Annotated in this window: 17 protein-coding genes; 8 read left to right on the forward strand and 9 right to left on the reverse strand. The window is 72.2% G+C overall.

All coding sequences use genetic code 11. The features are described 5' to 3' along the window. The 8 genes from ACFWA9_RS24210 to ACFWA9_RS24245 form a co-directional block, all read right to left on the reverse strand. A partial coding sequence (locus tag ACFWA9_RS24210) for a hypothetical protein (RefSeq protein ID WP_380389707.1) occupies window positions 1-1,324 on the reverse strand: 1,324 nt, incomplete at its 3' end. 80 nt (window positions 1,325-1,404) lie between these two features. Beyond that, on the reverse strand, window positions 1,405-2,910 hold the full coding sequence (locus ACFWA9_RS24215; protein WP_380389669.1) for a peptidoglycan DD-metalloendopeptidase family protein: 1,506 nt from the start codon (window positions 2,908-2,910) through the stop codon (window positions 1,405-1,407). Between the two features lie 295 nt (window positions 2,911-3,205). Further along, window positions 3,206-4,597, reverse strand: a complete 1,392-nt coding sequence (locus ACFWA9_RS24220; protein WP_380389671.1) for an amino acid adenylation domain-containing protein — start codon at window positions 4,595-4,597, stop codon at window positions 3,206-3,208. Next, a complete protein-coding gene (locus tag ACFWA9_RS24225) occupies window positions 4,594-6,318 on the reverse strand; it encodes an alpha/beta fold hydrolase (protein ID WP_380389673.1) in 1,725 nt (574 codons plus the stop codon). Before ACFWA9_RS24225 ends, ACFWA9_RS24220 begins: the two co-directional genes overlap by 4 nt. Then, a complete protein-coding gene (locus ACFWA9_RS24230) occupies window positions 6,311-7,582 on the reverse strand; it encodes an LLM class flavin-dependent oxidoreductase (RefSeq protein WP_352294768.1) in 1,272 nt (423 codons plus the stop codon). Before ACFWA9_RS24230 ends, ACFWA9_RS24225 begins: the two co-directional genes overlap by 8 nt. 107 nt (window positions 7,583-7,689) lie before the next feature. Then, window positions 7,690-8,910, reverse strand: a complete 1,221-nt coding sequence (locus ACFWA9_RS24235) for an acetyl-CoA carboxylase biotin carboxylase subunit family protein (protein ID WP_380389675.1) — start codon at window positions 8,908-8,910, stop codon at window positions 7,690-7,692. Between the two features lie 166 nt (window positions 8,911-9,076). Further along, complete coding sequence (locus ACFWA9_RS24240; RefSeq protein ID WP_380389677.1) at window positions 9,077-10,240, reverse strand: cytochrome P450; 1,164 nt, start codon at window positions 10,238-10,240, stop codon at window positions 9,077-9,079. A gap of 299 nt (window positions 10,241-10,539) precedes the next feature. Beyond that, window positions 10,540-13,716, reverse strand: coding sequence for an amino acid adenylation domain-containing protein (locus ACFWA9_RS24245; protein WP_380389678.1), 3,177 nt, complete (start codon window positions 13,714-13,716; stop codon window positions 10,540-10,542). 751 nt (window positions 13,717-14,467) lie between these two features. On the opposite strand from ACFWA9_RS24245, the gene ACFWA9_RS24250 reads away from it, so the two are divergent. After that, window positions 14,468-15,373 carry a phytanoyl-CoA dioxygenase family protein gene (locus tag ACFWA9_RS24250; RefSeq protein WP_359804009.1) on the forward strand — a complete coding sequence of 302 codons (906 nt, stop codon included), beginning with the start codon at window positions 14,468-14,470 and terminating at the stop codon, window positions 15,371-15,373. Between the two features lie 153 nt (window positions 15,374-15,526). Here ACFWA9_RS24250 and ACFWA9_RS24255 read toward each other — a convergent pair whose 3' ends face one another. Next, a complete protein-coding gene (locus ACFWA9_RS24255) occupies window positions 15,527-16,762 on the reverse strand; it encodes an MFS transporter (protein ID WP_380389681.1) in 1,236 nt (411 codons plus the stop codon). 493 nt (window positions 16,763-17,255) lie between these two features. Between ACFWA9_RS24255 and ACFWA9_RS24260 the strand changes: the two genes are divergently transcribed. From ACFWA9_RS24260 to ACFWA9_RS24290, 7 genes are all read left to right on the forward strand, one after another. Continuing rightward, window positions 17,256-17,726, forward strand: a complete 471-nt coding sequence (locus tag ACFWA9_RS24260; protein ID WP_380389683.1) for a phosphopantetheine-binding protein — start codon at window positions 17,256-17,258, stop codon at window positions 17,724-17,726. Between the two features lie 98 nt (window positions 17,727-17,824). Further along, window positions 17,825-19,750 (forward strand): B12-binding domain-containing radical SAM protein, encoded by a 1,926-nt coding sequence (locus ACFWA9_RS24265; protein WP_380389684.1) that lies wholly within the window; start codon window positions 17,825-17,827, stop codon window positions 19,748-19,750. A gap of 28 nt (window positions 19,751-19,778) precedes the next feature. After that, on the forward strand, window positions 19,779-20,048 hold the full coding sequence (locus ACFWA9_RS24270; RefSeq protein WP_380389686.1) for a hypothetical protein: 270 nt from the start codon (window positions 19,779-19,781) through the stop codon (window positions 20,046-20,048). A gap of 20 nt (window positions 20,049-20,068) precedes the next feature. Continuing rightward, window positions 20,069-21,013 carry a chlorinating enzyme gene (locus ACFWA9_RS24275; protein ID WP_380389687.1) on the forward strand — a complete coding sequence of 315 codons (945 nt, stop codon included), beginning with the start codon at window positions 20,069-20,071 and terminating at the stop codon, window positions 21,011-21,013. A gap of 57 nt (window positions 21,014-21,070) precedes the next feature. Beyond that, the gene (locus tag ACFWA9_RS24280; RefSeq protein WP_380389689.1) at window positions 21,071-22,078 is read left to right on the forward strand and encodes an ArsR/SmtB family transcription factor; all 1,008 of its coding nucleotides are present in this window, start codon (window positions 21,071-21,073) and stop codon (window positions 22,076-22,078) included. Window positions 22,079-22,161: 83 nt separating this feature from the next. Next, the gene (locus ACFWA9_RS24285; protein WP_380389691.1) at window positions 22,162-22,374 is read left to right on the forward strand and encodes a hypothetical protein; all 213 of its coding nucleotides are present in this window, start codon (window positions 22,162-22,164) and stop codon (window positions 22,372-22,374) included. 657 nt (window positions 22,375-23,031) lie between these two features. After that, on the forward strand, window positions 23,032-26,535 hold the full coding sequence (locus ACFWA9_RS24290; protein ID WP_380389693.1) for a BTAD domain-containing putative transcriptional regulator: 3,504 nt from the start codon (window positions 23,032-23,034) through the stop codon (window positions 26,533-26,535). Window positions 26,536-26,542 lie beyond the last annotated feature (7 nt).

The following is a 26,542-nucleotide window of genomic DNA, read 5'->3' on the forward strand; positions in this document are numbered from 1 at the left end:
CGGTCTGCCAGCGGTGGTGGACGCCGGCGGCGCTGGTGCCGAAGACCTCGATGCGGCCGTCGGCGTTGGCGGTCGCGACGATCTCGGTGCCGGCGCCGCCGAAGGCCGTCCACGGCCCGTAGGGCGCGTTGACACCGGTCTGCCAGAGGTGTTCCGCCGTACTCCCGTTGATGGCGAACACCTCCACCCGGCCGTCCGGCGACCGCTCGCTGGTGAGCTGTGCGTTGGCGGGTCCGCCGGTGGGTTCCCAGCCGGACCAGGTGGTGGGGTCGGTCTGGTAGCGGTGGAAGACGCCGACGGGGCCGGAGGCGAAGACTTCGAGGCGGCCGTCCTGGTTGTGGTCGACGGTGAGGTCGTGGCCGCCGTCGCCGAAGGTGTCCCAGCTGGACCAGGTGCCGTTGACGGCGGTCTGCCATTGGTGTTGGAAGGTGGTGCCGTTGAGGGCGAAGGCTTCGAGGCGGCCGTCGGGGGCTTTGCCGAGGGCGAGTTGGCTGTCGGCGGGGCCGCCGCCGGTGGGTTCCCAGCCGGACCAGCCGCTGTTGGGTGCGTTCTGGTAGCGGTGGAAGACGCCGACGGGGCCGGAGGCGAAGACTTCGAGGCGGCCGTCCTGGTTGGGGCCGACGGCGATGTCGTGGCCGCCGCCGCCGAACTCCTCCCAGTTCGACCAGGTGCCGGAGGGCTGGAGTTGGTAGCGGTGTTGGAAGGTGGTGCCGTTGATGGCGAACACTTCCAGGCGGCCGTCCGCGTTGGGGGCGATGGCCAGTTCGGCGCCGCCCGGTCCGCCGAGGGTCTCCCATTCCGACCAGGCGCCGCTGACCGCGGTCTGCCAGGCGTGCGAGACCCCGTTCGCGCCGGCGGCGAAGACCTCCAGCCGGCCGTCCGCCGAACGCGCGGACACCACCCGGCCGGACTGCGCCGGGTACACCAACGGCGCCGGACCGGGGCCGTGGTGGCCGAGCCGGTCCGCGGCGGCCTGTGCCTCGCCCAGGTACCGCAGGTGGACCCGCGCGTTGTAGGTCGACCAGGGCTGCCAGTCGGTGCCGCCGTTGGAGATCCTGAAGGCCGCGTCGGCGTTGCACTGGGCGTCGTAGGCGCAGGCGTCGTCGACCTCGGGGTGCCAGTAGCTGTTGATCTCCCACAGGCCGCGGTCGGTGGACGGCGGGGTGTTGTTCTGGACGTTGGACGCCAGCGGGTTGCAACTGGACTCGGCGAGGCCGACGGCGATCGCGGTCACCAGGGCGTCGCCCCGGAATCCCGCGCGGTAGCCGACCTCGGCACAGAGATCGCTGCCGGTGGCGGCCGGCGCGGGCGTGGCGCCGACCATCAGGCCCGCCGCCACGCCCAACGAGACGAGGGCGGCCAGCAGGACGCGGTAGGGCTGCGTGCTGATCACGTGACGACTCCTCAGGTGACGGCGGGGCCGGGGGTGGTGTTCAGCCAGGTCCATTCGGACCAGGTGGCGAAGCCGGTCTGCCAGCGGTGGTGGACGCCGGCGGCGCTGGTGCCGAAGACCTCGATGCGGCCGTCGGCGTTGGCGGTCGCGACGATCTCGGTGCCGGCGTCGCCGAAGCTGTCCCACGCGGTGTACCGGGCGTTCAGGCCGGACTGCCAGGTGTGCTGCGCGGTGGTGCCGTTGATGGCGAACACCTCGACGCGGCCGTCCGCGGTGGGCTGGCTGGTGAGCTGTGCGTCGGCGGGTCCGCCGGTGGGTTCCCAGCCGGACCAGGTGGTGGGGTCGGTCTGGTAGCGGTGGAAGATGCCGACGGGGCCGGAGGCGAAGACTTCGAGGCGGCCGTCCTGGTTGTGGTCGACGGTGAGGTCGTGGCCGCCGTCGCCGAAGGTGTCCCAGCTGGACCAGGTGCCGTTGACGGCGGTCTGCCATTGGTGTTGGAAGGTGGTGCCGTTGAGGGCGAAGGCTTCGAGGCGGCCGTCGGGGGCTTTACCGAGGGCGAGTCGGCTGTCGGCGGGGCCGCCGCCGGTGGGTTCCCAGCCGGACCAGCCGCTGTTGGGTGCGTTCTGGTAGCGGTGGAAGATGCCGACGGGGCCGGAGGCGAAGACTTCGAGGCGGCCGTCCTGGTTGGGGCCGACGGCGATGTCGTGGCCGCCGCCGCCGAACTCCTCCCAGTTCGACCAGGTGCCGGAGGGCTGGAGTTGGTAGCGGTGTTGGAAGGTGGTGCCGTTGATGGCGAACACTTCCAGGCGGCCGTCCGCGTTGGGGGCGATGGCCAGTTCGGCGCCGCCCGGTCCGCCGAGGGTCTCCCATTCCGACCAGGCGCCGCTGACCGCGGTCTGCCAGGCGTGCGAGACCCCGTTCGCGCCGGCGGCGAAGACCTCCAGCCGGCCGTCCGCCGAACGCGCGGACACCACCCGGCCGGACTGCGCCGGGTACACCAACGGCGCCGGACCGGGGCCGGTGCCCGGGGTGCAGGGCATGGCGATGCCGCGATCCGCGAGGTAGGGGACCGGGTCGGTGCGCACGGTCGCGTTCGCGTCGGCCCAGACCCGCAGGTGCAGGTGCGGGCCGCTGGAGGTGCCCTCGCTGCCCATCCGCGCGATCAGTTGCCCGGCCGTCACCTGGTCACCGGTGGCCACGTCCCGCTCCCGCATGTGGCCGTACTCGGTGATCGTCCCGTCCGGGTGCAGGACGCGGATCCACTGGCCGTAGCCCTGCGCCGGGCCGGAGACCAGCACCCGGCCGTCGCCGACCGCGTAGATCGGGGTGCCGTAGTCGTTGGCGATGTCGATGCCGTTGTGCTCCTCGGTGTAGCCCTGGGAGATGTACCCGGAGGCCGGGCAGGACGCCGTGAACCCGGCGGCCTCGGCGGGGGCGGCCGGTACCGCGACCGGCAGCAGCAGGGCGACCGCGGCCAGGGCCAGGCGCGCGGTGCGGCGGGAGAGGGAGGGGAGCACCGGAACGCCCCTCACGCCGTGCGCCGGCGGCCGAGGACGCCGCCGGAGGCGAGGGTGTTCCTGCGGGTGAGGTGGTGCGCGGTCAAGGTGACCTCCTGAGGGCGCGTGACGGCGGCCGGTCCGGACCGCCGGGTGTGGAGCGGTTGGGACGGTAGCCGCGCGCCGCGCGCCGCAGTACCCGGAACCATCCGGACTGACAGGAGCAGACCGGCCGCCGGGACCGGCGCCCTTCGGGGCGGCGCCGCCTGGGGCACGGCCGGGCGGCGCCGCTTCACGGCCGCCGTGGGACGGACCGCTACCCGCCGGCGGACCCGGCCGGCGGGACCGGCTCGGCGTCGGTCAGGACGTAGGCGACGAGCTGGTGCTTCCCGTCCGCTCCCTGCTTCGCGACGACGGCGGCCGCCCGGACGTCCGGCGCGGCGGACAGCACCGACTCGATCTCGTCGAGTTCGATCCGGACGCCCGAGATCTTGACCTGCCGGTCGAACCGGCCGACGAATTCGAGCGCGCCGTCCGGTCGGGTCCGCGCCCTGTCGCCGGTCCGGTACCACCGCCGCGGCACGGCACCGGCCTCCTCGACGAACCGCTCCCCGGTCTGCTCCGGCAGGCGGAAGTAGCCCGCGGCGACGCAGGGGCCGCCGACCCACAGTTCGCCGACCTCGCCCGGTGCCACCGCGGAGCCGTCGTCGCCGACGACCCGGACGGACGCGTGGCGCAGGGGCCGCCCGATCGGGATCGCGGTGGACCGGGCCTCCTCCGGTGTCACCTCGTGCGTGGTGGCCCAGACCGTCGCCTCCGTCGGGCCGTACATGTTGTGGACCCGGACGCCCGGGAGGGCGGTCACCAGGCGCCGGGCGAGTCCCACCGGGAGGACCTCACCGCCGACGTGGAGCGCGCGCAGGTGCCGCAGGGACAGCAGGGCCTCCTCGGACGACGCGATCGCCGAAAGGAGCGAGGGGGTCGCCTGGAACAGCGTCGGCCGAAAGCGCCGCACCAGGCTCGGCAGACCGTCGTCACCGGGCGAGTCGAGCCGGTCCACCATCCTGGCCGGGCTCACGACGGTGGCTCCGCCGCGGGTGAGCGGCCAGAGCAGCTCCATGACCGCGATGTCGAACGCCACACTCGTCACGGCGAGGAACGTGTCGTCGAACGGGCTGCCGTAGGCCGTGTCGAGCGCGTCGAACAGCGCGGCCACGTTGGCGTGGGTGACCACGACGCCCTTGGGCCGACCGGTGGACCCGGACGTGTGGATGACGTAGGCGGGGTCCTGGGGGGAGGGCGAGGGCAGCACGATCTCGGCGAGGCCCGGTTCGGCCCGGCGCGGCGTGACCTCGACCGCGGGGACGTCGAACTCCCGCCCCCCGCCGTCCGTGACGAGGAGCGCGAGGTGGGCGTCCTCGACGACGGTCCGCCGGCGCTCGGCCGGATAGCCCGGATCGAGGGGGACGTAGGCGGCCCCGGCGGCGGACACGCCGAGCAGGGCCACCACCAGGTCGACGCCCCGCTCGACCATGACGCCGACCCGGTCGCCCGGCCCGGCCCCCCGGGCGACGAGCCGGCGTCCCAGGGCCTCGGCCGCCAGCGCCAGTTCCGCGAAGGTGAGCGTGGTCGTCCGGTCGGACACGGCGGGCCTCGTCGGGTGGTCCAGCGCCACCGCCCTGACCTGGCCGAACAGGGCGGGCGTCACCGTGCCGATCCGAACGCGAGCAGCCGGGACACGCCTTCGCGGTCGTTCATCAGCCCTTCGTGGCTGTAGTCCGAGGAGAGCATCAGCCAGCAGGAGCCGATCCGCCGCGCGGTGCGGACCTGTTGCGTCCCCGGGAAGTACAGGTCGTCCGCGGCTGCCACGGCGTAGACGGGCACGGTGTTCCTCCCCAACTGGTCGAGGTCGTAGAGACTGGTCCATCCGGTGTACCGGGCGAGTTCGTCGGCCACCTCGGCGAACGGCGCCAGCGCCGCGAACTGACGGAACATCCACGGGAAGAACACCTCGCCGTAGAAGTGGAACGGACGGGCCCCGGCGGCGAACGCCGGCTCGTCCGCGTAGAGCCGGTCGGCGGCCCACCCGGTGGCGCGTCCGGGGTGCCCGTAGGTGTACTCCTGCAGGTAGAAGAGCGGGGAGTCGACCAGGTACGTCGCCGCCGCCACCGCGGCCAGGAAGTCCTCGGTGAGGTGGTCGCCGTCCCAGGCGCCCTGGAGGAGGTCGTGGACCGCGGCCATCCCGCCGGCGAAGCCGAACTTCAGACCGAGGAACCGGAACCGCTCGGGCGACAGCCGCTCTCCCGTCGGCAGCAGCACCTCGTGGTCGCCGAGGTGGTCGACGATCCGGTCGACGAGCCCCGCGTCCCCGGGATACCGCCGGTAGTACTCGGCGTTCTTCCTCCTGCTCATCACCAAGGTGTCTCGCAGCAGGTCCTCGGCCGTGCTGACCGGGCCCAGGAGCCCGCTGGAGATGAACACCCGGTCGACGCACTCCGGGGAGTGGGAGAGGTAGGTCAGGGCGATGGAGCCGCCGTAGCTCTCCCCGAACAGCGTCCAGGCCGGGACCCGCAGCACCCGCTCGCGCAGGAACTCCGCGTCCCGGACTACGGCGTCCGCGCGGTAGCACCGGAGCCGCTCCAGCGCCTCGGCCGGCGTCATGCCCGCGATGGTGGCGGCGGTCATCGGCGAGCTGCGGCCGCCGCCGCGCTGGTCCAGCAGCACCACCCGGTACCGGTCCAGGGCGGCGTCCAGCCAGGCGGGGATCCTGGTGCGCGGATCGGGGCACCGTCCGCCGGGGCCGCCCTGGAGGAAGAGCAGGTACGGCAGGTCACGGTCCACCGCGCTGCGGCGCACCACCGTCCTGGCGAACAGCTCGATCGACGGGCCGGCCGGGTCGTCGTGGTCGACCGGGACCTCGAAGCGGTGGTCCTCGACCACGACCTCGTCGTGCTCCCGGTCCGCACCGGTCGGCTCGGAGAAGGCCAGGATGTTGCGGACCGTGGGGTTGCGGCGCAGCCGGTGGCCGTCGACGCGCCTGCCCGTGCGGTCCGTCCACGCCGCGCAGGCCGTCGTCAGGAGCAGCGACGTCACCCCCAGGTGGGTGAGGTCCTCGTCGGGATCGAGGTCGGCCCGGGCCAGCTCCGCCGTGAACAGCCGCAGCAGGAAGTCGAGGTCGCCGGCCGGTTCGCCGCCGGCCGGTTCGCCGCCGGGCGCCGCCCCGGCCTCCGGGGCCGACGGCGCGGGTGCCGTCTCGGCGGCCAGCCGTTCGAGCGCGGCCCGGTCCGTCTTCCCGTTGGGCAGCACCGGGAGCGTGTCGACGAACACGAACCGGGTCGGGACCGCCTCGGGCGGCAGGGCGGCCCCGAGGTGTGCCCGCAGCCGGGCGGTCACGTCCGCCGTGGTGTCCCGCTCGGTCCGCTCACTCATAGCGGCGCCGCAGCAGGGTCTCGTCGTACTTGGTGCGGAACAGCCCGCGTTCCTGCAGCAACGGCACCACCTCGTCCACGAAGTCGGCGAGGCCGGCCGGGAACACCGCGGGCATGAGGTTGAACCCGTCCGCCGCGCCCTCCCCGACCCAGGTCCCGATGACGTCCGCGATCCGCTCCGGGGTGCCCGCGACCACCAGGTGGCCTCGCCCGAAACCCTGGTGCGCGATGATGTCGCCGACGGTGGTGCCCGGCCGCCGGGCCATCCCGGTGATCAGCTCGTAGGTGGTGCGGTTGCCCTGGATGCTGTCGGCCGGGGGGAGGCGCTCCACGGGGAAGGGCGCGTCGACGGCGCAGTCGGTGATGTCCACGTTCAGCATCATCGAGATGTGTTCCAGGGCGTAGTCGACGGCCTGCAGGCCGGTGAGTTCGCGCTTCTTCTCGTCCGCCTCGGCCTGCGTGGCACCGACGATCGGGATCAGCCCCGGCAGCACCTTCACCGTTCGCCCGTTCGCGGCGGCGCGGCGGCGCATCTCGGTGCGGAACCGCGCGCCGTCGCGGACGTTCTCCTGCACGGTGAACACCGCGTCGGCGTGCCGGGCGGCGAACGACCTGCCCGCCTCCGACGCTCCGGCCTGGACCAGGAACGGGCGGGACTGGGGGCTGCGCTGGATGTTGAGCGGCCCGCGGACGGCGAAGTACTCCCCCTGGTGGTCGATCCGGTGGATCCGGTCCGGGTCGGTGTAGTGCCCGTTGGCGCGGTCGCGGACCACGGCGTCCTCGTCCCACGACTCCCAGAGCCGGTGGGCGACGGCCAGGAACTCGTCGGCGCGGTCGTACCGTTGCTGGTGCGGGAGCATCGCCGGCCGGTTGAAGTTCCTGGCCTCGTTGACGCTGTTGGACACGACGATGTTCCAGCCGACGCGGCCGCCCGAGATGTGGTCGAGCGAGGAGAACATCCGGGCGAGGTGGAACGGCTCGTAGTACGAGGTCGACGCGGTCGCGATCAGTCCGATGTGCTCGGTGCCCAGGGCGAGGCCGCTCAACACGGTGAGCGGTTCGAGCCCGCCGCAGTAGTTGCTGCGCGGCTTGTGCCAGAGCGCGTCGGCGATGAACACGGAGTCCAGCAGCCCTCGTTCCGCGAGTCGGGCGAGTTCGAGGTAGTAGTGGATGTCGGTGACACGGGCCGAGTCGCACCCGGGATGCAGCCACGCGGAGTCATGGTGCCCGGGCAGCAGCATGAACAGGTTGAGGTGAATACTCAAGGCGCCTGACACTTTCGGCTGGTCGGAGCGGTGGTCGGGGGAGCGGTGGTCGGCCGAGCGGTGGTCGGGGCAGCGGTGGTCGTCGGAGCGGTGGTCGTGGCGCCGGCCTACGGCAGGCTCTTCGCCTCGTGCAGCTCGGTGACCAGCCGGATGGCCTCGTCCATGCGCTTCGCGCAGTGATCGACGTCGTCCCCCTCGACGAGGGCCCAGGCGACGGCGATCGACGTGGTCTTGAGCTCCTTCATGACCTCGCCCACCGGCGCCTTCATCCGGACGTGACGCACCCCGGGCAGGCTCTCCAGGTCCTCCTGCGTCACACCGTTGCGGAAACCGGACTTGACCGGCAGGCACACGAAGCCCATGACGCCGGTGGGTTCGAACGCGGGCGCCGGCACGGGCGCGTCGATGTGGACGAGGGCGTGTGCCGCCCACAGGCTGACCCCGACGGTGTGCTGTGCGCTGATGCTGACCAGGCCGCCGGCCGGGCGCCAGGCGAGCTCACCGGCGACGAACCGGCCCGGGCCACCGAACACTTCGAGGTGGAAGACGGTGTTGCGGCCGCCGAGCGCCGACCGGCAGCGTTCGGCGAAGGCACGGGCCTCCTCGTAGAGTTCCGGGTACGCCTTGGGCGGGAGGGCGATCGAACGGAACGGGTTCCCGTTCTTCGCCTCGATGCACGGGTTCACGTCGCGCGACACCATGAAGATCTCGATCCGGCCGTCGACGACGACGCCGTCGAAGTGCCACTCGTCCCCCGCCTGCCACTCCTCCACCATGAACGCGTCGAGTTCCGGTGTGGCGGTCAGCCGGTCGAACAACTCCTCGGCGGTTTCCGCCCGGAAGACGAGATGGGCGCCGCCGTCGGCCGTCGGCTTGACGATGTAGGGAGGAGCGAGGTCGCCGAGCGCGTCGCGGAACCCGGCGACCGAGGTCGGCCGCTCGGGGAACACCACGAACCGCGCCGTCGGTACGCCGTGCCGCTGCCAGAGGGTCTTCTGCAGCGGTTTGTCGCGACCGGCGAGCGCCACCCGGGCGTCCATCGGCTTCCGGCACCCGAGGATGTCGTTCAGGATGGCGGCGGTGGTCACCGCGAACTCGTGGCCCGAGACGACGACGTCGACCTGGTCGGCGACACCGAGGTGGATCAGGGCGGCCCAGGCGAGTTCCGGCCGGTCGAAGGAGGGGAGGAACGCGCGGTGGGCGATCAGGTCCCGGCAGGCCTCCATCACCACCCGGTCGTGCGCCACGTACAACACCGTGACGGTGTGGCCGAGGCGGGCCAGCTCCTCGATCGCTTCTTGTTCCGCACCTAGAAGAACGACGTTCACCTTGTACCAGATCCCTCGGTTCGACGGTTGTGTCTGCTCAGCTCCGGTCTGCGCCGCGCTGCCCAGTGCTGCGCCGTGCTGGTCTGTCCGGCGCTGCTCTGCCCTGCGCTGTGCTGCGCTGCCCGGCCCTGCGCTGCTCAGCGCTGCCTGCGCTGTGCTGCGCTGCTCAGCGATCGAGGTACACCGGAAGGGTGTCCAGGCTCCGCACGGTGGCGGTGGTGCGGCGGGTGGGCTCCGCCGCGAGGCGCAGCCGTACGCCCTCGTCGCTCAGCGCGTTGATCACCGCGGTGACGCTCAGCTTGCCGAACTCGGAGCCGAAGCAGGCGTGCGGCCCCGAGCCGAAGCCCAGGTGCGGGTTCGGCCGGCGGTCCAGGTCGATGTCCTGCGGGTCGGCGAAGACCCGGGGGTCGCGGTTGGCGGCGGCGAGCAGCGTCACCACGTTGTCGCCCGCCGCGATGCGGGTGCCCTCGATCAGGGTGTCCGCGACCGCGATCCTGCTGGTTCCCTGCGCCGGCCCGTCGTACCGGATCAGCTCGTCGACGCCGGTCACCGAGCGGGACGGACGGGACAGCTCCGGCAGCAGGTCGGGCACGGTCGCCAGCAGGTGTGCCGCGTTGCCGACCATGGCGAAGATCGTCCCGTAGCTGGCGTTGAACATCATGGCGGCCGAGTTCCGGATGTAGTGGCTGCCGGAGAACTCCTTGTCCGCCCGCCGGATGAGGTTCGCGGTCAGGCCGTTGTCGCCCTCGGGGCGCGGGAACCAGCTCTCGCCGAGGTCGTTCAGGCGCTTGCGCGCGGCATCTCCCTGCGGGATGTTCTCCGGCGCGAGGCCCGAATCCATCCGGAGCGCGATGCCGTGCGAGATCTCCGCGTAGTCCGCGTCGTCGGGTTCGGGGACGCCGAGCAGGGCCGCGGAGATGTGCAGGGCGAAGGGCGCGGACACGTCCGCCATCAGGTCGAACGGCTCGCCCGGCCGCTGGGCGGCCAGTCGCCCGCGCACGAAGTCGACCGCCTCGCGGAACAGCCGGTCCTTGTCCTGCGAGCGCATCGCGCTCACCAGGAGCTGGCGCAGCGGGTTCTGCTCCGGCGGGTCCATCATCTGCACGTTCTGGCGGAAGTCCGGGATCTTCTCCCCGACCCGGCTGGGGTCCCGCGCGAAGGTCGCGTGCTCGCGGAGCACGCGCACGCAGTCCGCGTGCCGGACGACCACCCACGCGCGCATGCCGGCATGCCAGTGGACGGGCTGCTCCTCAAGCATCCTGGTGTAGGTCGGATAGGGATCCCTGAGCATGGCCGGGGACAGCGGATCGTAGGTCGGGGTGGGGGTCACCAGGCTCCGCCTTCGTGTCATCGGGGTGGAGAACGCACGCCGCCGCGCGTTCGACGCGGGGCGGCGTGCGTCCGGTGTCTTTCACGAATTCCTTGTTCTCACTGCGGGATCACTCGACCCGGGGACCGGGCGTAGCTCACCGGTCCTCCGCCGTGTCTCAGTGGTTGTAGGACATGGACGTCACCCCCGTTCCGCGAGCAGTGGCACGAGCCGGGCAGGTGTCGGGTGCTCGGACGCGGCCCCGCGTGGCAGGTCCGCACCGAGCGCCGCGGTGTCTCAGTGGTTGTAGGACATGGACGTCACCCCCGTTCGGCGAGCAGTTGCACAAGTCCGGCAGGCGTCGGGTGCTCGAACACGTCACGGAGCGGCAGGTCGACACCGAGCCGCCCGTGAATGTCGTGCGCGACCCGTACCATGCCGAGTGAATGGCCGCCCCGTGCGAAGAAGTTCTGGTGGACGTCGGCCACCGGCACTCCCAGCACCTCGGCGAACACGTCGCAGACGGTCTGCTCCGCCCCTTCGGCCGGCGGCCGGCCGGCGGACTCCTCGGTCAGCGCCGGCAGCGCCTTCCGGTCGAGCTTCCCGTTGGGAGTCAACGGCAGGGCCTCGACCATCCGGAATCCGGTGGGCACCATGTGGAGCGGCAGCGACTCGGCCGCGTGTCGGCGCAGGGCGGTCGGCGTCAGCGTCTCGGTCGCGGGCACGACGTAGGCGACCAGGCGGGTGGCCGGGGTGTGCTTGTTGACCGCGAGCACGGCGACCTGGACCACCTCGTCGTGACCGCGCAGCACGGCCTCGATCTCGCCGAGCTCGATGCGGAAGCCCCGGACCTTCAGCTGGTCGTCCACCCGGCCCATGAACACGAGCTGCCCGTCGGCGCGCCAGCGCACCACGTCCCCGGTCCGGTACATCCGGCTGCCCGGCGGGCCGAAGGGATCGGCGACGTACCGGTCGGCGGTGAGGCCGGGCCGGTTGAGGTACCCGCGGGCCAGCTGCACCCCCGCGATGTACAACTCGCCGGCGACGCCCGGCGGTACCGGCTGGAGCCACCGGTCGAGGACGTAGGTCCGCATGTTGTCGACGGGTCGGCCGATCGGCGCCTCCTCCGGCCAGTCGTCGGGATCGGCGGGCAGGGCGAACGAGGTGGCCACATGGGTTTCGGTGGGGCCGTAGTAGTTGGCCAGCCGGCGGTCCGGCACGGCGCGGTGGAACGCCGCCAGTTCGGGGGTCAGCGCCAGGCTCTCACCGCCCTGGATCACGTGCCGCAACCGGGGCAGTTCGGTCCCGGCTGCCTGACTGATGTCGACGATCGCGGCGAGGACGAGGTTGGGCACGAAGACCTCGTCGACCTCGCTCTTCTCCAGCCACGTCACCAGCTTGTCGAGGTCCCGGCGGGTCTCCTCGTCCGGGAGCTCGACGCAGCCGCCGCGCACCGTGGCGATCAGGATCTCCACCAGCGCCACGTCGAAGCTGATCGACGAGAAGTTGGCGATCCGGTGGGTGGCCGCGCCGTCCGACGTCGCGGACACCCGCTCGTACCACCTGATGAGGTTCACCAGGGCGGAGCCGGGCATCACCACCGCCTTCGGCAGCCCGGTCGACCCCGAGGTGTAGATCATGTAGCAGGGGTGGGCCGGCAGCAACGGCGTGACCCGGTCCGCGTCCGTCAGGTTGCCGTCCGCCATGCCCTGCTCGTCGACCGGTCCGGTCAGCACGAGTTGGGGATCGCTGTCCTTGAGCATGAACGCCACCCGCTCCGGCGGGTACTCCGGATCGACGGGACAGTAGGCCGCGCCGGCCTTCAGCGTGCCCCACACCGCGACGATCAGGTCCACGGACCGGGCCATCGACAACGCGACGACCGACTCCGGCCCGATGCCGCGGCCGGCCAGGTGGCGGGCGACCCGGTTCGCCCGCGCGTTCAGCTCGCCGTAGGTCAGTGCCGAATCCCCGCACCGCACCGCCACCGCGTCCGGGGTCGCGGCGGCCCGCGCCTCCAGCAGTTCGGGCAGCGCGCTCTGCGCCACGTCCCTCGCCGTGTCGTTCCAGGCGGTGAGGACGTTCGAGAGCTCGGTCGCGGAGAGGATGGTGACGGCGCCGATGGTCCGGTTGGCGTCGGCCGCCATGGCCGTGAGCACGCGGACCAGCCGGGCCGCGATCGTCTGGGCGCTCGCGCGGTCGAACAGGTCGGTGTCGAACCGCAGGTCGCAGACGAGGCCTGCCGCCGTCCCGTCCGGCCGGTGGCGTGCGTCGACGTTCAGGTGCAGGTCGAACCCGGACGCTCCGAACCCGGGCGCTCCGAGGTCGGGCACGTCCGCGGTCGTGCGCAGCCCGGCCGGCCGCCACTCGACCGCGCGGGCTCCGGCGGTCACGAGGACCTGGCACAGCGGGTTCCGGCCCGGGACCCGTGCCGGATCGACGGCCCGCACGACGTGCTCGAACGGCACGTCCTGGTGCGCGAAGGCGGCCAGGTCGACCTCACGAACCCGGTCGAGCAACTCCGCGAAGGTGGGGTTTCCCGCGAGACCGGTGCGCAGCACGACCGTGTTCGCCACGAGTCCGACGACGTCTTCCGACGCCTCGTCGGGGCGCCCCGGGGTGAGCGTGCCGATCGGCACGTCCACGTCGCCGGTGAGCCGGCTGAGGAGCACGGCCAGCGCGGCCTGGACGATCATGAACATCGTCGTCCCGGTACGGTGCGACAGCTCGACCAGCCGTGCGTGCTCCTCGGGGGAGACCTCGAAGCGCACCGAGTCCTCGCCGCGACTCGGCGTCGCCGGGCGCGGGCGGTCGAACGGCAGCCCGATCTCGCCGCCCAGCCCTGACAACGTCTCCCGCCAGAAGGCCAGTTGCCGCGCCGCGAGGCTGTGTGGATCCGACGCGTCACCGAGGCGCCGCAGCTGCCGCAGCACGTGGTCGGCGTACTGCACGGGCGGCTTCGCCCAGACCGGGGCGGCGCCCCGGCACCGGGCCTCGTACGCCAGGGTGAGATCGCGGCCGAGCGGGGCCATCGACCCGCCGTCGCAGGCCGTGCGGTGCAGTGTCAGCACCAGGACGTGGTCGTCCGCGGCGATCCGGAACAGGCCGGCGCGGACGGGTATCTCCGTCGCGAGGTCGAAGGTGTGCGCCGCGGCGGCGGCGACCTCCCGCTCCAGGGCGGAGGGTGCGACGGTGCGGGTGTCGAAGACCGGGCGGGCGTCCGGAAGCACGCGTTGGACCGGCACCCCCGCCACGGGCACGATCACGGTGCGCAGGCTCTCGTGACGCAGGACGACGTCGGTCAGGGCCGCTTCGAGCGCGGCCCGGTCCAGTGCGCCGTGGAGCCGCAGGACGAGCGGGATCTGGTGGGTCGACGTGGTGCCGTGCACCCGGTCGAGGAACCAGAGGCGGAACTGGCCGGAGGAGACCGGCAGCGGATCCGGCCGTCGCAGGGGTCCTGACTGCTCCGGCTCGGCCAACGGCGCGATGTCGTTCAATACTGCTCCTCTTCGGTGCGTTCTCGGACACCGTCAGCGGTTCCCCGTGTCCCCACCGGGCGGATCGCCCGCCGTTGGAGAGTCGCACACGATGACGATCGGTTCGAGTGGTCGACGAATGATTCCGGTCAGGAGAACACACGGAACACTCCACCAGCCTGGTGCCAGCGGCTTTGCTCGAGTTCCGGGCTGTCACCGCAGTCACGCCCGCCACGCGCTCCCCGCCGTGCTGGCCGGTCAGGAACACGAAAGGGGGAAGGCGAACGGGACTTGTCCGGCCTCATACTGGCCGAGATTCGTTGTCGACCGGCATCCGTTCTCCTATCCCCCCCTCGGACCCGCCATCACATGGTGATACGGCCCCCCACTGCTACGGTCACCAGGCACGATCCCGCCGCGATGACCGTCCCGCGACCGCGGTCACACTCCCGCCCAACTGGCCTCGCACCATGACAAATTGCCGGAGCGTGCGTGGGTGGCCCGGCGGACGGGCCGGGCGGCCCCGCCGGCGTCACCGCCCGAACTCCCGCCGTAGTCGCCGCCCCCGGCCGAAGAAGATCCATCACCGGCCCGACGTTGATCGACGACCTCATCGCCGGGCCCGGCGAATCCCTCGCCCGGGCCGTGGCGTCACCCCGAAGCGAAAGCCCGGAAGCGCTCTGCCGGCAGCCCGGACCCGTCGGGAGCTTGTACACGCCCTGGCTTGGTGCGAGACTGGCGCGGCCACGGAAGTCGCGATTAGGGGGTCGCATTGAACGTCCCAGAGAGCGTCCGCGCGGAGTACGAGGAGCAGGGCTTCAGCATTATCCGCGACGTCATTCCGAAGGATTTGCTGGAGGAGATCAGGGCCCATGTCGACTGGCTCACCGATCGCTATCCGGACCTCCGCCCGGAACATCTCCACCATCCGCTGATACGCAATGACGCATTCTGGGTGAGACTCGTCTCCGACCCCCGGCTGGTGGATATCGCCGAATTCTTCCTCGGCCCGGACGTCGCGTGCTTCACGGCGCACTACATCTGCAAGCCCCCCCAGGACGGCCAGCCGGTGCTCTGGCACCAGGACGGTTCCTACTGGAACCTCGACCCGATGCGCGCACTCACCGTCTGGCTGGCCGTCGACCGGTGCACCACCGAGAACGGCTGTCTGCGGGTCATCCCCGGCAGCCATCGCATGCCGCTCCACGCGCCGGTCCGCTCGGTCGACTCGCCGAACATGCTGTTCTCGGTCTCCGAGGAGGAGCTGGTGCGGGAGTGGTCGGAGCGCAACGGTGTCGTCGACATCGAACTCGACCCGGGCGACGTCGAGATCCACCACCCGAACATCCTGCACTGCTCGGGGCCGAACACCTCGCCGCGCCGCCGCTGCGGGCTGGACATCGGATACATTCCGGCGACCACCAGGATCACCAGCGACGGCCTCTATCTGAATCCGCTCCTGGTGCGGGGCGAGCCCGTCGCCGGAATCAACAGCTACCGGCGGTATCCCTCCTATGTCCCGGAGGAGACGATCCCGTTCGCGGGCATGGAGAGCTGGGGCGAGGAGATCGCGGCCCGCAACGCCAGGAACTCCGACGAAGCCGCCGATCCGGAGACGCCGCTCGACGCCACCCACCGGATGATCGACCGGCTCCACGAAGGCACCGTCAAGCGGTGAACCCGCCTCTGTGACACAGGAGTCGGTCGAGGCGGTGTCCGGCCGCGCCGGATCCTCCCCGGACCGCCCGGGCGCCCTCCTGCGGGTCGATGTCCGCGCGCAGGAGGGCGGTTGACGGGTGATCGGGCCGCTCGTTCCCGTCGGTCCGGGGCGCTACGAGGCCGGGGCGGCCGGCTGTCCCTCCGCCCGCATGGCGCGGACTTCCCGGCTCAGCAGCGGCAGCAGGCACAGGGCGATGTAGGCGACTCCGCAGGCGAGTACGACCTCCCGCGCCCCGTACGCCGCGGCGAGCGGCCCCACGGCGAGCTGCGAGAGCGGGATCGCCACGAAGGACAGCAGCTCGTCGTAGGCCGCGACCCGCGACAACGACTCCGCGGGGACGGCGGCCTGGAGCGTCGTCTCCCAGCCGATGGACGCCACGGTGAGGCCGAGCCCTCCGACGAAGGCGGCCGCCGACACGATCCACGCGTTCCCGGTCAGACCGACCGCCAGCAGCGGTAAGCCCGCCAGGGTCCCCCAGACCGCGCCGTCACGCAGCGGCCGGCGCAGGACCACCTTGACGGCCACGACGCTCATCACCAGGAGCCCGATCGCGCGTACGGTCTGCACGGTGCCCCAGCCCATGGCGCCGTCGTTCCCCGACACCACCTGTGCCCCCAGCACGTTCCACGGCCCGACGTTGGCGGCGTTGACCAGGGCGAACGAGATGGTCATGATCACCACCCAGCGCATCGACCGGAAGGTGGCCCAGCCGTCGAGGAGGTCGTGCCAGAGCGGCTCGCGCGCCGCGGGCGGCCGGCTCTCTGCCGGGATGCGCGTGAAGGCCGCGGCGGCCAGGAGGTAGGAGGCCGCGTCGGCCGCGAGGGCCCACCCGCCGCCGACCGTGGCCACCAGGACGCTGGCGAGCATGGGACCGATGATGCGCACGGTGTTCTGGCTGCTGGCCAGGAGCGCGTTGGCGCGCTGGAGGTCCTGCCGCTCGACGAGTTCGGGCACGATGCCGCGGAGCGCGGGCTGCGAGAACGCGTTCACGACGCCGCCGACGAGGGCGAGGCCGACGAACGCGACGAGCTGGTAGCGATCCGTGATCAGCAGGACGGCCATCGTGGTCATCACGGCCGCGGTGCAGAGGTTGGACAGGAGGAGCACGGTCCGCCGGCTCACCCGGTCGGCGACCGCACCACCCAGGAGCAGGAGCACGAGAGTGGGGATCATGTTGGCGGCCAGGACGATGCCCAGATCGGCCGCCCTGCCGGAGGCCTGGAGCACGGAGAGGGCGAGCGCGACGGTGGTCATGGACGAGCCGGCCAGGTCGACGGTCCGGCCCACGAAGAACCAGCCGAAGCGGCCCTTCAGGAGGCGTTTCGTCGGGGTTGGAACTGATGTCACGGTATCTGTCACGCGGACAATATCGAGCCCGGTGGGGGGCCGGGTGAATCCTTGCGACAACAGTCGCAACAACCGCCCGGTGTCCCCGCGGTGGGGGAAGCCGACGGCGGGAAGGCCGCGCCGGCGGCGCGGCCGGACCGGCCCGGCCCATGGCGCCGACCTGTCCGGAACTCATGACCCCCGATGCGCCGTCGTCCGGCCGGCGCCCGTCCGCGACCGCGGTCGCGTTCTGCTCCGGACCGGTCCGCGGCGGCGCCGGCGCTCCACCGGAAAGGCCCGTCACCAGCCACGACACCACGTCCGTAACGAATCGTGAGCGGAACTGCCGCCGCCGCTCCGGATCCCGGCGGACCACCGAATTGCGGCGAATCCGGACCGATCTCGGCGGCCGCCGGACTTGTACGCCAGTACAGAACTGGCAATTTCTGCTCCGTGGGCGTCTCTTGACACCGAAGTGAAGACCGGGGACTCTGATCACCGGAGCAACATATTGGTGCGTTTCCAGCTGTCGCACGGCCGACTGCCGCTCAGGAGAACGCGCGCGTTGCGGGGGTTCACGGCGCATGTCCGGTATGGACATATCCGCCGCACTCCGGCAGGTCGCACCGCTCAGGGCGGTTTCCCCTGGTGCCACACAGGGTCATGGCAAGGCGTTCCCTCGGGCCGCCCGTGGACAGCGAGACTTCCGGCGAAAAGGGACACCTTGAATCCGACCGAAGCCAGGCTGGCAGAGATCTGGCGAACCGTACTGGGAATATCCGAAGTGGGTCGCGAGGACGACTTCTTCGCCATCGGCGGTGACTCCCTGCTGATGGCCAAGGCCGTCGGCCACATTCGGCGGACCTGGCTCATCGAGATCAATCTTCGGGACCTCATCGAGCGCCCGGTGCTCTCCGAACTCGCCCACTGGGTCGACCAGCGGGCGGCGGACGTCCCCGCGGCGTCGCACGCCGAGCGCGACTGACCCGGACCGGGCGGCAGGCGGGCCTTCGGCCCCACGGCCTGGGCGCCCGCACGGAGACAGCGAACGACCCCGAGGCACGCCGAGCGAAAGGTCCTACGATGAAGTCGGTCGTGTTTGTCGACCTGCCGACCTACGAGAACATGCTTCCGCTTGCCGCCGGATACATGCAGGCGTACGCGCAGAACGACCCGAAGCTCAGGGCCTCCTACCGCTTCGAGATCGCTTCGTTCCCGGCCGCCATGGACCGTGGGCGCATCCTGGGCGAACTCCTCTCCCGGGAGGCGGACGTCTACGCCATCGGGTGCTACATCTGGAACTCGAAGCTGGTGCAGTGGCTGCTGCGTGAACTGGTCTCGAAGCGCCCCGACGCGCACTTCCTGCTCGGCGGTCCCCAGGTGATGAAGAACGCCCCGCGTTACCTGCCCGAACCCGTCGACCGGGTCTACGTCTGCAACGGCGAGGGAGAGCTGACGGTCCACGGGCTGCTCACCCAACTGGCGGCCGACCGGGCCGACCTGAGCCTCGTCCCCGGCCTGTCGTACTGGGAGGCGGGCGAGCTGGTGACGACGGAGGCGGCTCCGCGCGTCAAGAGCCTGACCGAGATCCCGTCGCCGTTCCTCACCGGCGTCTTCGACGGGCACGAATTCAGCTTCGCGATCATGGAGACGAACCGGGGGTGCCCGTTCCGGTGCAGCTTCTGCTACTGGGGGGCCGCCACCAACGACAAGGTGCACAAGTTCGAGGTGGACCGCATCAAGGCCGAGCTCGACTGGATCACCGATCACGGGTTCGCCGGGCTCTTCATCGCCGACGCCAACTGGGGCCTCGCCCCGCGGGACGTCGAACTGAGCGAGTACCTGGTGGAACGCAAGAACCTGACCGGATTCCCGTTGATGGTGAACATGGCGGCGGCCAAGAACAAGCCGGACCGCATGGCCGAGATCACGGAGATCTTCGTGCGCGGCGGGCTGATGGCCGCCCAGCCGATCTCCCTGCAGAGCCTGAGCCCCGAAGCCCTCAAGATGGTCGAGCGCCAGAACATCCGGCAGGAGACGTACACCAGTCTGCAGCGGACGCTGCGCGAGAAGGGAATCAGCTCGTACGTCGAGCTGATCTGGCCGCTCCCGGGCGAATCGTACGGCTCGTTCAAGGAGGGCGTCACGAAACTGTGCCGCTCCGATGCGGACACCCTCATCATCTATCCGCAGCTGCTCCTCAACAACACCCCCATGTTCGGCCGGCAGGAGGAGTTCGGGCTCCAGGTCGAGTCCGCGCCCAGCGAGATCGCCGAGGCGGACGTGGTGGTCGCCACCAAATGGGTTTCCCGTCGTGAGTGCGAGGACGGGTTCTGGCTCTACTACGCGATTCACTGCCTGTACAACATGCGGGGCCTGCTGCTGGTCTCCAGGTACCTCGACCGGCAGGGCGTGGTGTCCTTCGGGGACCTCTTCGCCTCGTTCGCCGAATACCTCAAGAAGGGCGACGGCGAGATATGCGACTTCATCTCCCGGTCGATCGAGAACCTCGCGAACTATGACCTCATGAACACCGGTATCACCGCCCACATGATCCTGAGTTCGCACCGCGACGAGTTCGACCGGTTGCTCTTCGATTTCGTGAGCGGCCAGGAGTGGTGGGCCGATCCGGTGGCACGCACGGCATTCGAGATGGATCTGTTGGTCCGGCCGTACGTCTACCGGGAGCCGTTCCGGCTGCCTTCCGTCGGATTCCGGGAGGTCGAGCCGGAGGCCGTGGACGACTACGCGGTGCGGGTGCGCCTGCCGCAGGGCCTGACCGAGCTGGTCGCGGTGTTCGAGGACGGCGGGACACCGGCGGTGGGGAACGACGAGGGCACCGGCGGGACGACCGTGCGGATCGACCACCGGGGCCGGCAGAAGGTGCCCTACATGGCGCGCCGCAGTCTGGAGCACAACGCGAACTACTGCCAGGGCATCGTCCTGCGGTTCCGTGAGGTGCTTCCGACCCTGAGCCGCGTCAGGACCGAGTCGATCTCCAGCAGGTGACGGAGTGCAGCGACAGGACGGAGCGTCCATGGAAACCCCAGCGGACAACGGCAAGGCCGGCGCGGCGGACCCCGCGGACGTCGCGGAGGCGCTCGTCGACTGGCTGCGCGGCGAACTCAACGACGGGACCATCTCGGCCTCGGACAACTTCCTCGACGTCGGCGGCTACTCGCTGTTGTTCTCGAAGCTGAACAGGTTCCTCGGCGCGACCTACGGCGTGGCCCTCGACATCCGGACGACCTACACCGAGCCGCTCGACGCGGCCGTGACGAAGATGCAGCCGGCACAGAAGCGGTAGAGACGATGGAGGGGAAGGACATGAGCAGCTCCGAGCGCACGGATTTCTCGCTCACACCCGACGAGTTGGCGTCGTTCCACCGGAGCGGCTTCCTCGGACCGGTGACCGTCTACGGCGAGGACGAGATGGACCGGATCTGGAGGACCGTCCAGCGCGAGTCGCTGGACCGGTCGCGGGCCGCGTACCCCGAGGCCGCGGGCAGCGGGGCCGGGAACATCGTCAACTACGACCGCCACCTCGACATCGACGTGCTGGCCCAGCACGTGCTGAACCGGAAGATCGTGGACCGGGTGACGTCCATCCTCGGCCCGGACGTGCTCTGCTGGCGCACCGAGTTCTTCCCCAAGTACCCCGGGGACGAGGGCACCGACTGGCACCAGGCGGACACCTTCGCGAACGCCAGCGGCAAGCCCCAACTGCTGTGGCCCGGAGAGTCCGAGACCGAGTTCGGGGCGGGCACGCTCACGGTGTGGACCGCCTTCACGGACTCGACCCGTGAGAACGGCTGCCTGCAGATTATTCCCGGCACCCAGCACGAGCGGAACTACGACGAGACGCGGCGCATGGAGTACGACGCGCAGCGCATCAACTCCGAGGTCAAGAACGGCGTCAGGCGGGGGTTCTTCGGGTACGACTACCGCCAGCTCCAGGTCGATCCCGACTGGCGGCCGAGCGAGGAGGACGCCGTCCCCCTGGTGATGAAGAAGGGCCAGAGCGTCATCTTCTGGTCGACGCTGATGCACGCCTCGCTGCCGAACAGCACCGAGGACAGCTACCGGATGGGGTTCGCCTGTCGGTACGTTCCGACGAAGGTGCGGATCTACCCGGACACGGATCACATCGAGGAGTACGGCGGTGCCATCTCCCTGGAGAAGTGGGCGGCCGTGCTGGTGAGCGGCGAGGACACCTTCGCCCACAACAGGATCGCCGAGGAGGGCCGGTACGGCGGGCGGCGCGTCGGGTAGCCGGCCCGGGGCCGGGTGATTCCCTTGATCGCGGCGGTCGTCGTAGGCTGTCACGCCGTGACCCTCTTGCGCTTCGGACCGGACGCGTTGCAGGCGAGCCGGTTCGCCGTGTCCCCGCTCGCCGAGACGCTCAGCGAGATCACCCTGCTGCGGCAGGCGTGGGACCGCGGGGTCACGGGCCCCCGCGTCGAGGCGTTCGGCCGCTGGCTGACCGCGGGCCCGTTCGTCGGCGGTCTGCTGCGGCTGGTGACGGCCACCAAGTACCTGCCCGACTTCGTGGCCATTCCACCTCCCGGGGGGCTCACCGGCAGTCTGGCCGACGAGCTGGCGGCCATGCGCGCGATCGACGACCCGGCGGCACGCGCCATGCTCGCCGAGGCGCAGCGGTTCGCCTGGACCAGCGACGGGATCGCCTGGGCCGAGGTCGACGGGATCACCCGCCGCACCGCCGACGTCTTCACCGACCTCTGGGCGCAGTTCGTGGAGCCGGACTGGCAGCGGCGCCGGGCCGTCATGGAACGCGACATCCGCCACCGGGCGGGCGTGATCGCGGTCAGCGGGTGGCGGCACGCGCTGGAGGGCATGGCGCCCGGCGTCCAGTGGGTCGGTCACGACGCGATCCAGTTCTCCACGCAGAACTACGCCGACCGCCACATCGGGAGCGACGGCCTCGTCTTCGTCCCGCACACCGGGCTGTCCGGCCAGTGGACCTGTGAGTCGCCCTCGCGGATCGCGTTCGTGTACCCGGCCAAGGGCGCCCTCGCCGCGGACTCGCGGGGAGACGGCGGGGTGGCCCGGCTGCTCGGTCGGGGCCGGGCCAGTGTCGTCGCCGAGTTGCGGATGTCGGCGACCCCGTCCCAACTGGCGGTCGTGCTCGGTGTCTCGCTCGGCACGGTCTCCGCCCACCTGGCGGCGCTGCGCGAGGCCGGGGTCGTGACCACCCGGCGGAGCGGCCGCGCGGTGTACTACGAGCTCACGCCGGTCGGCGACGAGCTCGCCCGGCTCGTCACGGCCGGCGGCGGGCCCGGACCGGTCGGCCCGACGGCCGCGGAGGCGGGCCGCTGAGGAGGCCGCGCGGTCACGGTGCCGGCGACGGGCCGGCGGGTACGCGGACCCGCCGGCCGTCCGTCTCCGCGGGTCAGTCGCGCGTGTCGGACACGCACGGGCGGGGCGGGAAGGTGTCGCACCTGGCGCAGGCGGAGTCGGCGGCGCGGCACGCGCTCGCGAAGCAGTGGGAGATCGTCGGGTCGTTCGAGGATCTGGACGTCTCGGCGGAGGTCACGCCGTGGAAGCGTCCGGATCTGGGGCCGTGGCTCACCGACCGGCACGGCGCCACGGCGCAGTCACCTCCGCGGCGGTGACCGCGGTGCGCGCCTGGTCCGAGCCGCTGCACGCGGACTCGCACGCGAACACCCCGCCGCCGGTGCGGGCGCGGTCGGCGAGGGCGAAGCGTATGAAGGTCTCCAGATTGGGTGCGAAGTCGCCGGGAAGGTCGGGGGCATCAAGCACCCGTGTCGTTACCCGTCTGCGGCGTGGGCTCGCAGGCGGGGACGTGGCTCACCGGGGGTGGCCTTCTGACGGTGCCTCGGTGCCTCGGTGCCTCGGTGCGCCGGTGCGCTGACCGGGATCGGGGATCGGGGCGGGAACGGGTGGGCCGAGGGCCTGGGCCGGGGTGGTGCGGGGGTGGACCTTGGCTCCGGCGGGCCGTTCGCGTCCGGTCGGTTCGGGTGGCTGACGCACAGGTCAGTTGGGGTGTGGCGGGGATTGAGAGGGAACGCCGGATCCGTGGTTTCATAGCCCCTCGGGGGAGATCCGGACCGGTGTGGCGGCGTCCGTACAGCGAGAACCGGGGGCTTCGGGGGTGGGCGTGACCGTCTCCGTGGGGGTGCCCACGGGGTGTCGGGGCGATCCGGGCGGCCGGGCGCGACACGCCGGGGTTCCGGGAGCGGCCTCCCCGATCATCAGACAGCTGTTCGGTAGGTTGATTCGTCATGCTTGGTGTGCGCGTGCTGGGACCGATGGAAGCAGCCGTCGGTGGGGAACGGCTGGCGCTCGGCCGGCCCCAACAGCGTTCCGTGCTGGCGCTGTTGCTGATCGGCCGGGGCCAGGTGGTGTCCGTCGACCGGATCGTCGACACCCTGTGGCCGAGTACTCCTCCCCGCCAGGCCTTGGCCTCCCTGCATCCCTACATCTCCAACCTGCGCCGGGTGCTGGAGCCCGATCGCCCGCCCCGGTCGGCCTCCGAACTGCTGGTCAGCGCCCCGCCCGGCTACGCGGTGCGGCTGCCGGCGGAGGCCGTCGACGCGTGGCGGTTCGAGGCCGTGGTGCGCGAGGCGCGGGACGCCGAACCGGCGACGGCCCACCGGCGGCTGACGGAGGCGCTCGGCTGGTGGCGCGGCCCCGCGTACCAGGAGTGGACGGATCAGGAGTGGGCCGTCGCGGAGGCGGCCAGGCTCGGCGAACTTCGGCTGGCCGCACAGGAACTGGCCGCCACGGCGGGGTTGCGGGCCGGGCGGCCGGCGGAGGTCGTGCCGACCGCCGAGGAACTGGTGCGCGCGGACCCGCTCCGGGAGGAGGGGTGGCGGCTGCTCGCCCTCGCCCAGTGGGCGACCGGCCGGCAGGCGGACGCCCTGCTGACCCTGCGCCGGGCCCGGACGGCGATCGTCGAGGAACTCGGCCTCGACCCGGGACCGGCCCTCGCCGAGCTCGAACCGGCCATCCTGAACGGGCGGTTCGACGTGCTGCGGCAGGCCGTGCCCGAGCACGCCCGGAACGGGCCGGCCGTGGCCGAGGCGGTACTCGCGGCCGCGGCGCCCGCCGTCGTGGCACCCGCTGGTGGGGCACCCGCTGACGTGGCACCGCCCGCGGCCGACCGGGCCGACGGGGAGGGCCGTTCGTGCCCGGGGGCCCGCTTCCTCGGCCGGGAGGAGGAGCTGGACGGGCTCCGGGCGGTGGCCCGGGCCGCCACCCGTACCGGGGGAGTGGTGCTGGTGAGCGGGAACGCGGGGGTTGGCAAGACCGCTCTGCTCGACCGGTACACCGCGCTGCTCCGCGCGGACGGCTGGACGGTCGTGACCGGGCGCTGCCCCGACGAAGCCGCGACGGCACCCGTCGGCGCATGGGTCCAGGCCCTCACCGCACTCGCACGGCTCGCCCCACCGGCTGCCCCGGGCCCGGTGGACGACCTGCTCGCCCCGCCCGCAGGCGGCGCCGCGGCGACCGCGGACGCGACCGCGGCCCGGGCCCGTCTGCACACCGATGTCCGGGACCGGCTCACCGGGGCCGCCGCGCGCGGCCCGCTCGCCGTCGTGATCGACGATCTCGGCCGGGCTGACGCGCAGACCCTCGCGCTCCTCGGCCTCGCCGCCTCGCTGCGCGGCGTGCCCGTGCTCGTCGTCGCCGCCTTCCGCCCGGACGACGGCGGGCAGCGGCTGACCCCGCTGCTCGACGAGCTGGCCGCGCACGACCCCCACCGGCTCGACCTGCGGGGGCTGCCCGCCGCGGAGGCCGCCACGCTGGTCCGGGCGGTGGCGGGCGTCCCCGTCGGCGACGACGTGGTAGCGGCCCTGACCGGGCAGAGCGGCGGCAACCCGCACCACCTGGTGCAGGCCGCCCGGCTGTGGGGCGAGGCGGGCGTGCCCGCCGCGGTCGGCGATCTGCCCCCGGGGCTGCGGGCGGTGCTGCTCCGCAGGCTGGCGCGCAGGTCCGCGTCGGAACGGCTGCTGCTGGACCTCGCGGCGCTCTGCGGCGGGGACGAGGAGACGGCGCTCCTCGTCGCGGCCGCGGCCTTCGACTCGTCGCCGGAGCCCTCCACACCTGCGTGCGCCGTGCTGCCGACTGCCGTCGCGCCGGGCGCCGTGCCGTCGCGCGCCGTACCTCCGAGCACCGTACCGGCCAGGCTGCTGGCCGCCGGGCTCCTGACGGAGAGCGCTCCGGGCCGGGTCCGCCTCGCCCACCCCCTGCTGCGCGAGATCCTGGACGGCGAGCTCGCGTCGGCGGACCGCCGGGCCCTGCATGGCCGTCTCGCCACGGCCCTCGAACAGCTGCGCCCCGAGGACCGGGCCAGCCTGGCCCGGCACGCCGCCCGCTCCGGTGAGGAGGCCCGTGCCCGGCAGGCCGTCGACTGTGCGCTGCGCGCCGCCGATCTGGCGGAGCACCGGTTGGCGCACGACGTGGCGGCCGAACTGGTCCAGTGGGCGATCGACGCGGCGGACGTGCTCCCCGGGCCGGACACCGAGCGGGCCGGGCGGCTCGTCGGCCAGCTCGGTCGGCTGCTGCGGCTCCAGGTCAGGGCCGGTGCGGCCGAGGCAGCCCTGCGGACCAGGGAGCGGGCCGTGTCGGTCGCCCGCTTCGTCGGGCGAGACGACCTGCTGGCCGTCGCCCACGCGGCCTGGACCGAGCCGACCCCCTGGTTCACCCGGCCCCACCGGGAGACCGACCGCAAGACCGTGGAGACCCTCGAACGGCTGGCCGCCCGGGAGGATCTGGAGCCCGCGGTGACCGCCAGGCTGTTGCAGCGGATGGTCGAGGAGCTGGCCGGCACCGCCCCCGGGCCGGCCTTGGAAGCCGCCGAACGCCAGCTGCGGATCGCGCGTGCCGTGGGCGACCCGGGGCTGCTCGCCGCGGCGCTCACCACGATGACGCGGCTGATGCCCCACGAGCTCGAGGGCGAGCGTCGCGGCCTGGTCATCGCCGAGCTGCGGGACTTGACGGAGGAGCACGAGCTGCCGGCCTATCGGTGGGTGTGCGAGCACGTCGACGCGCGGATCGCCGCCGTCTGCAACGACGCCGAGGCCGTACGCGAGCACGCCGAGCGCGGGGTGGAGATCGCCCGGCGGTACGGGATGCCCGAGGCGGAGGTCACGAGCACCGCCACCCTGGCGATGCTCGCCCACGCGCGCGGCGAGTTCGACGAGGCGGAGCGGCTGTACGGGTGGGTCCGGGCGCGGCTGCACGGCGGGAACGCCTGGCACGGCGCCGACCTCTACGACCGCGGGCTGGTCGCCGTCCGGCTCGGCCAGGGCCGCGTCGAGGAGCTGGAGCCGCACATGCGGGTGCTCCACGACACCTGGGGCGTGCTCGGCGGGGAGGCGTTCGCGGTCGTCCTGGCCCTGCAGGGCAAGCTGGACGAGGCCCGGGCGGTCCGGCTCGCCCCGGTGCCGACCGCCGACCACTTCTTCGGGGTCCGGCTCGGCGCCCGGGCCAAGCTGGCCTATCTGCTGGGCGACCGGCGGGCGGCAGCCGAACTCGTCCCCCACCTGGCGCCGTTGCAGGACCAGCTCGGCTCGGCTGCCACGGGGGGCTTCTGCACCCGGCCGCTCGCGCTGGCGCTGGCCGAGGTGCACGTCCTGCTCGGCGACCTTCCGGCCGCCCGCCTGGCCTACGCCCGGGCGGAGGAGGTCGCTCTGCAGTGGGGCGCCGAGCACCTTGCCGCGGACGCCCGGGCCGGGGCGGCGGCGCTGGCCGCCGACCGGCCGGTGATACCTGCTCCCCGTACCGCGCAGACCTTCGCGGACCGGTAGCGCGGAC

It is taken from the genome of Kitasatospora sp. NPDC059973 (genome assembly GCF_042737525.1).
Classification (GTDB): domain Bacteria; phylum Actinomycetota; class Actinomycetes; order Streptomycetales; family Streptomycetaceae; genus Kitasatospora.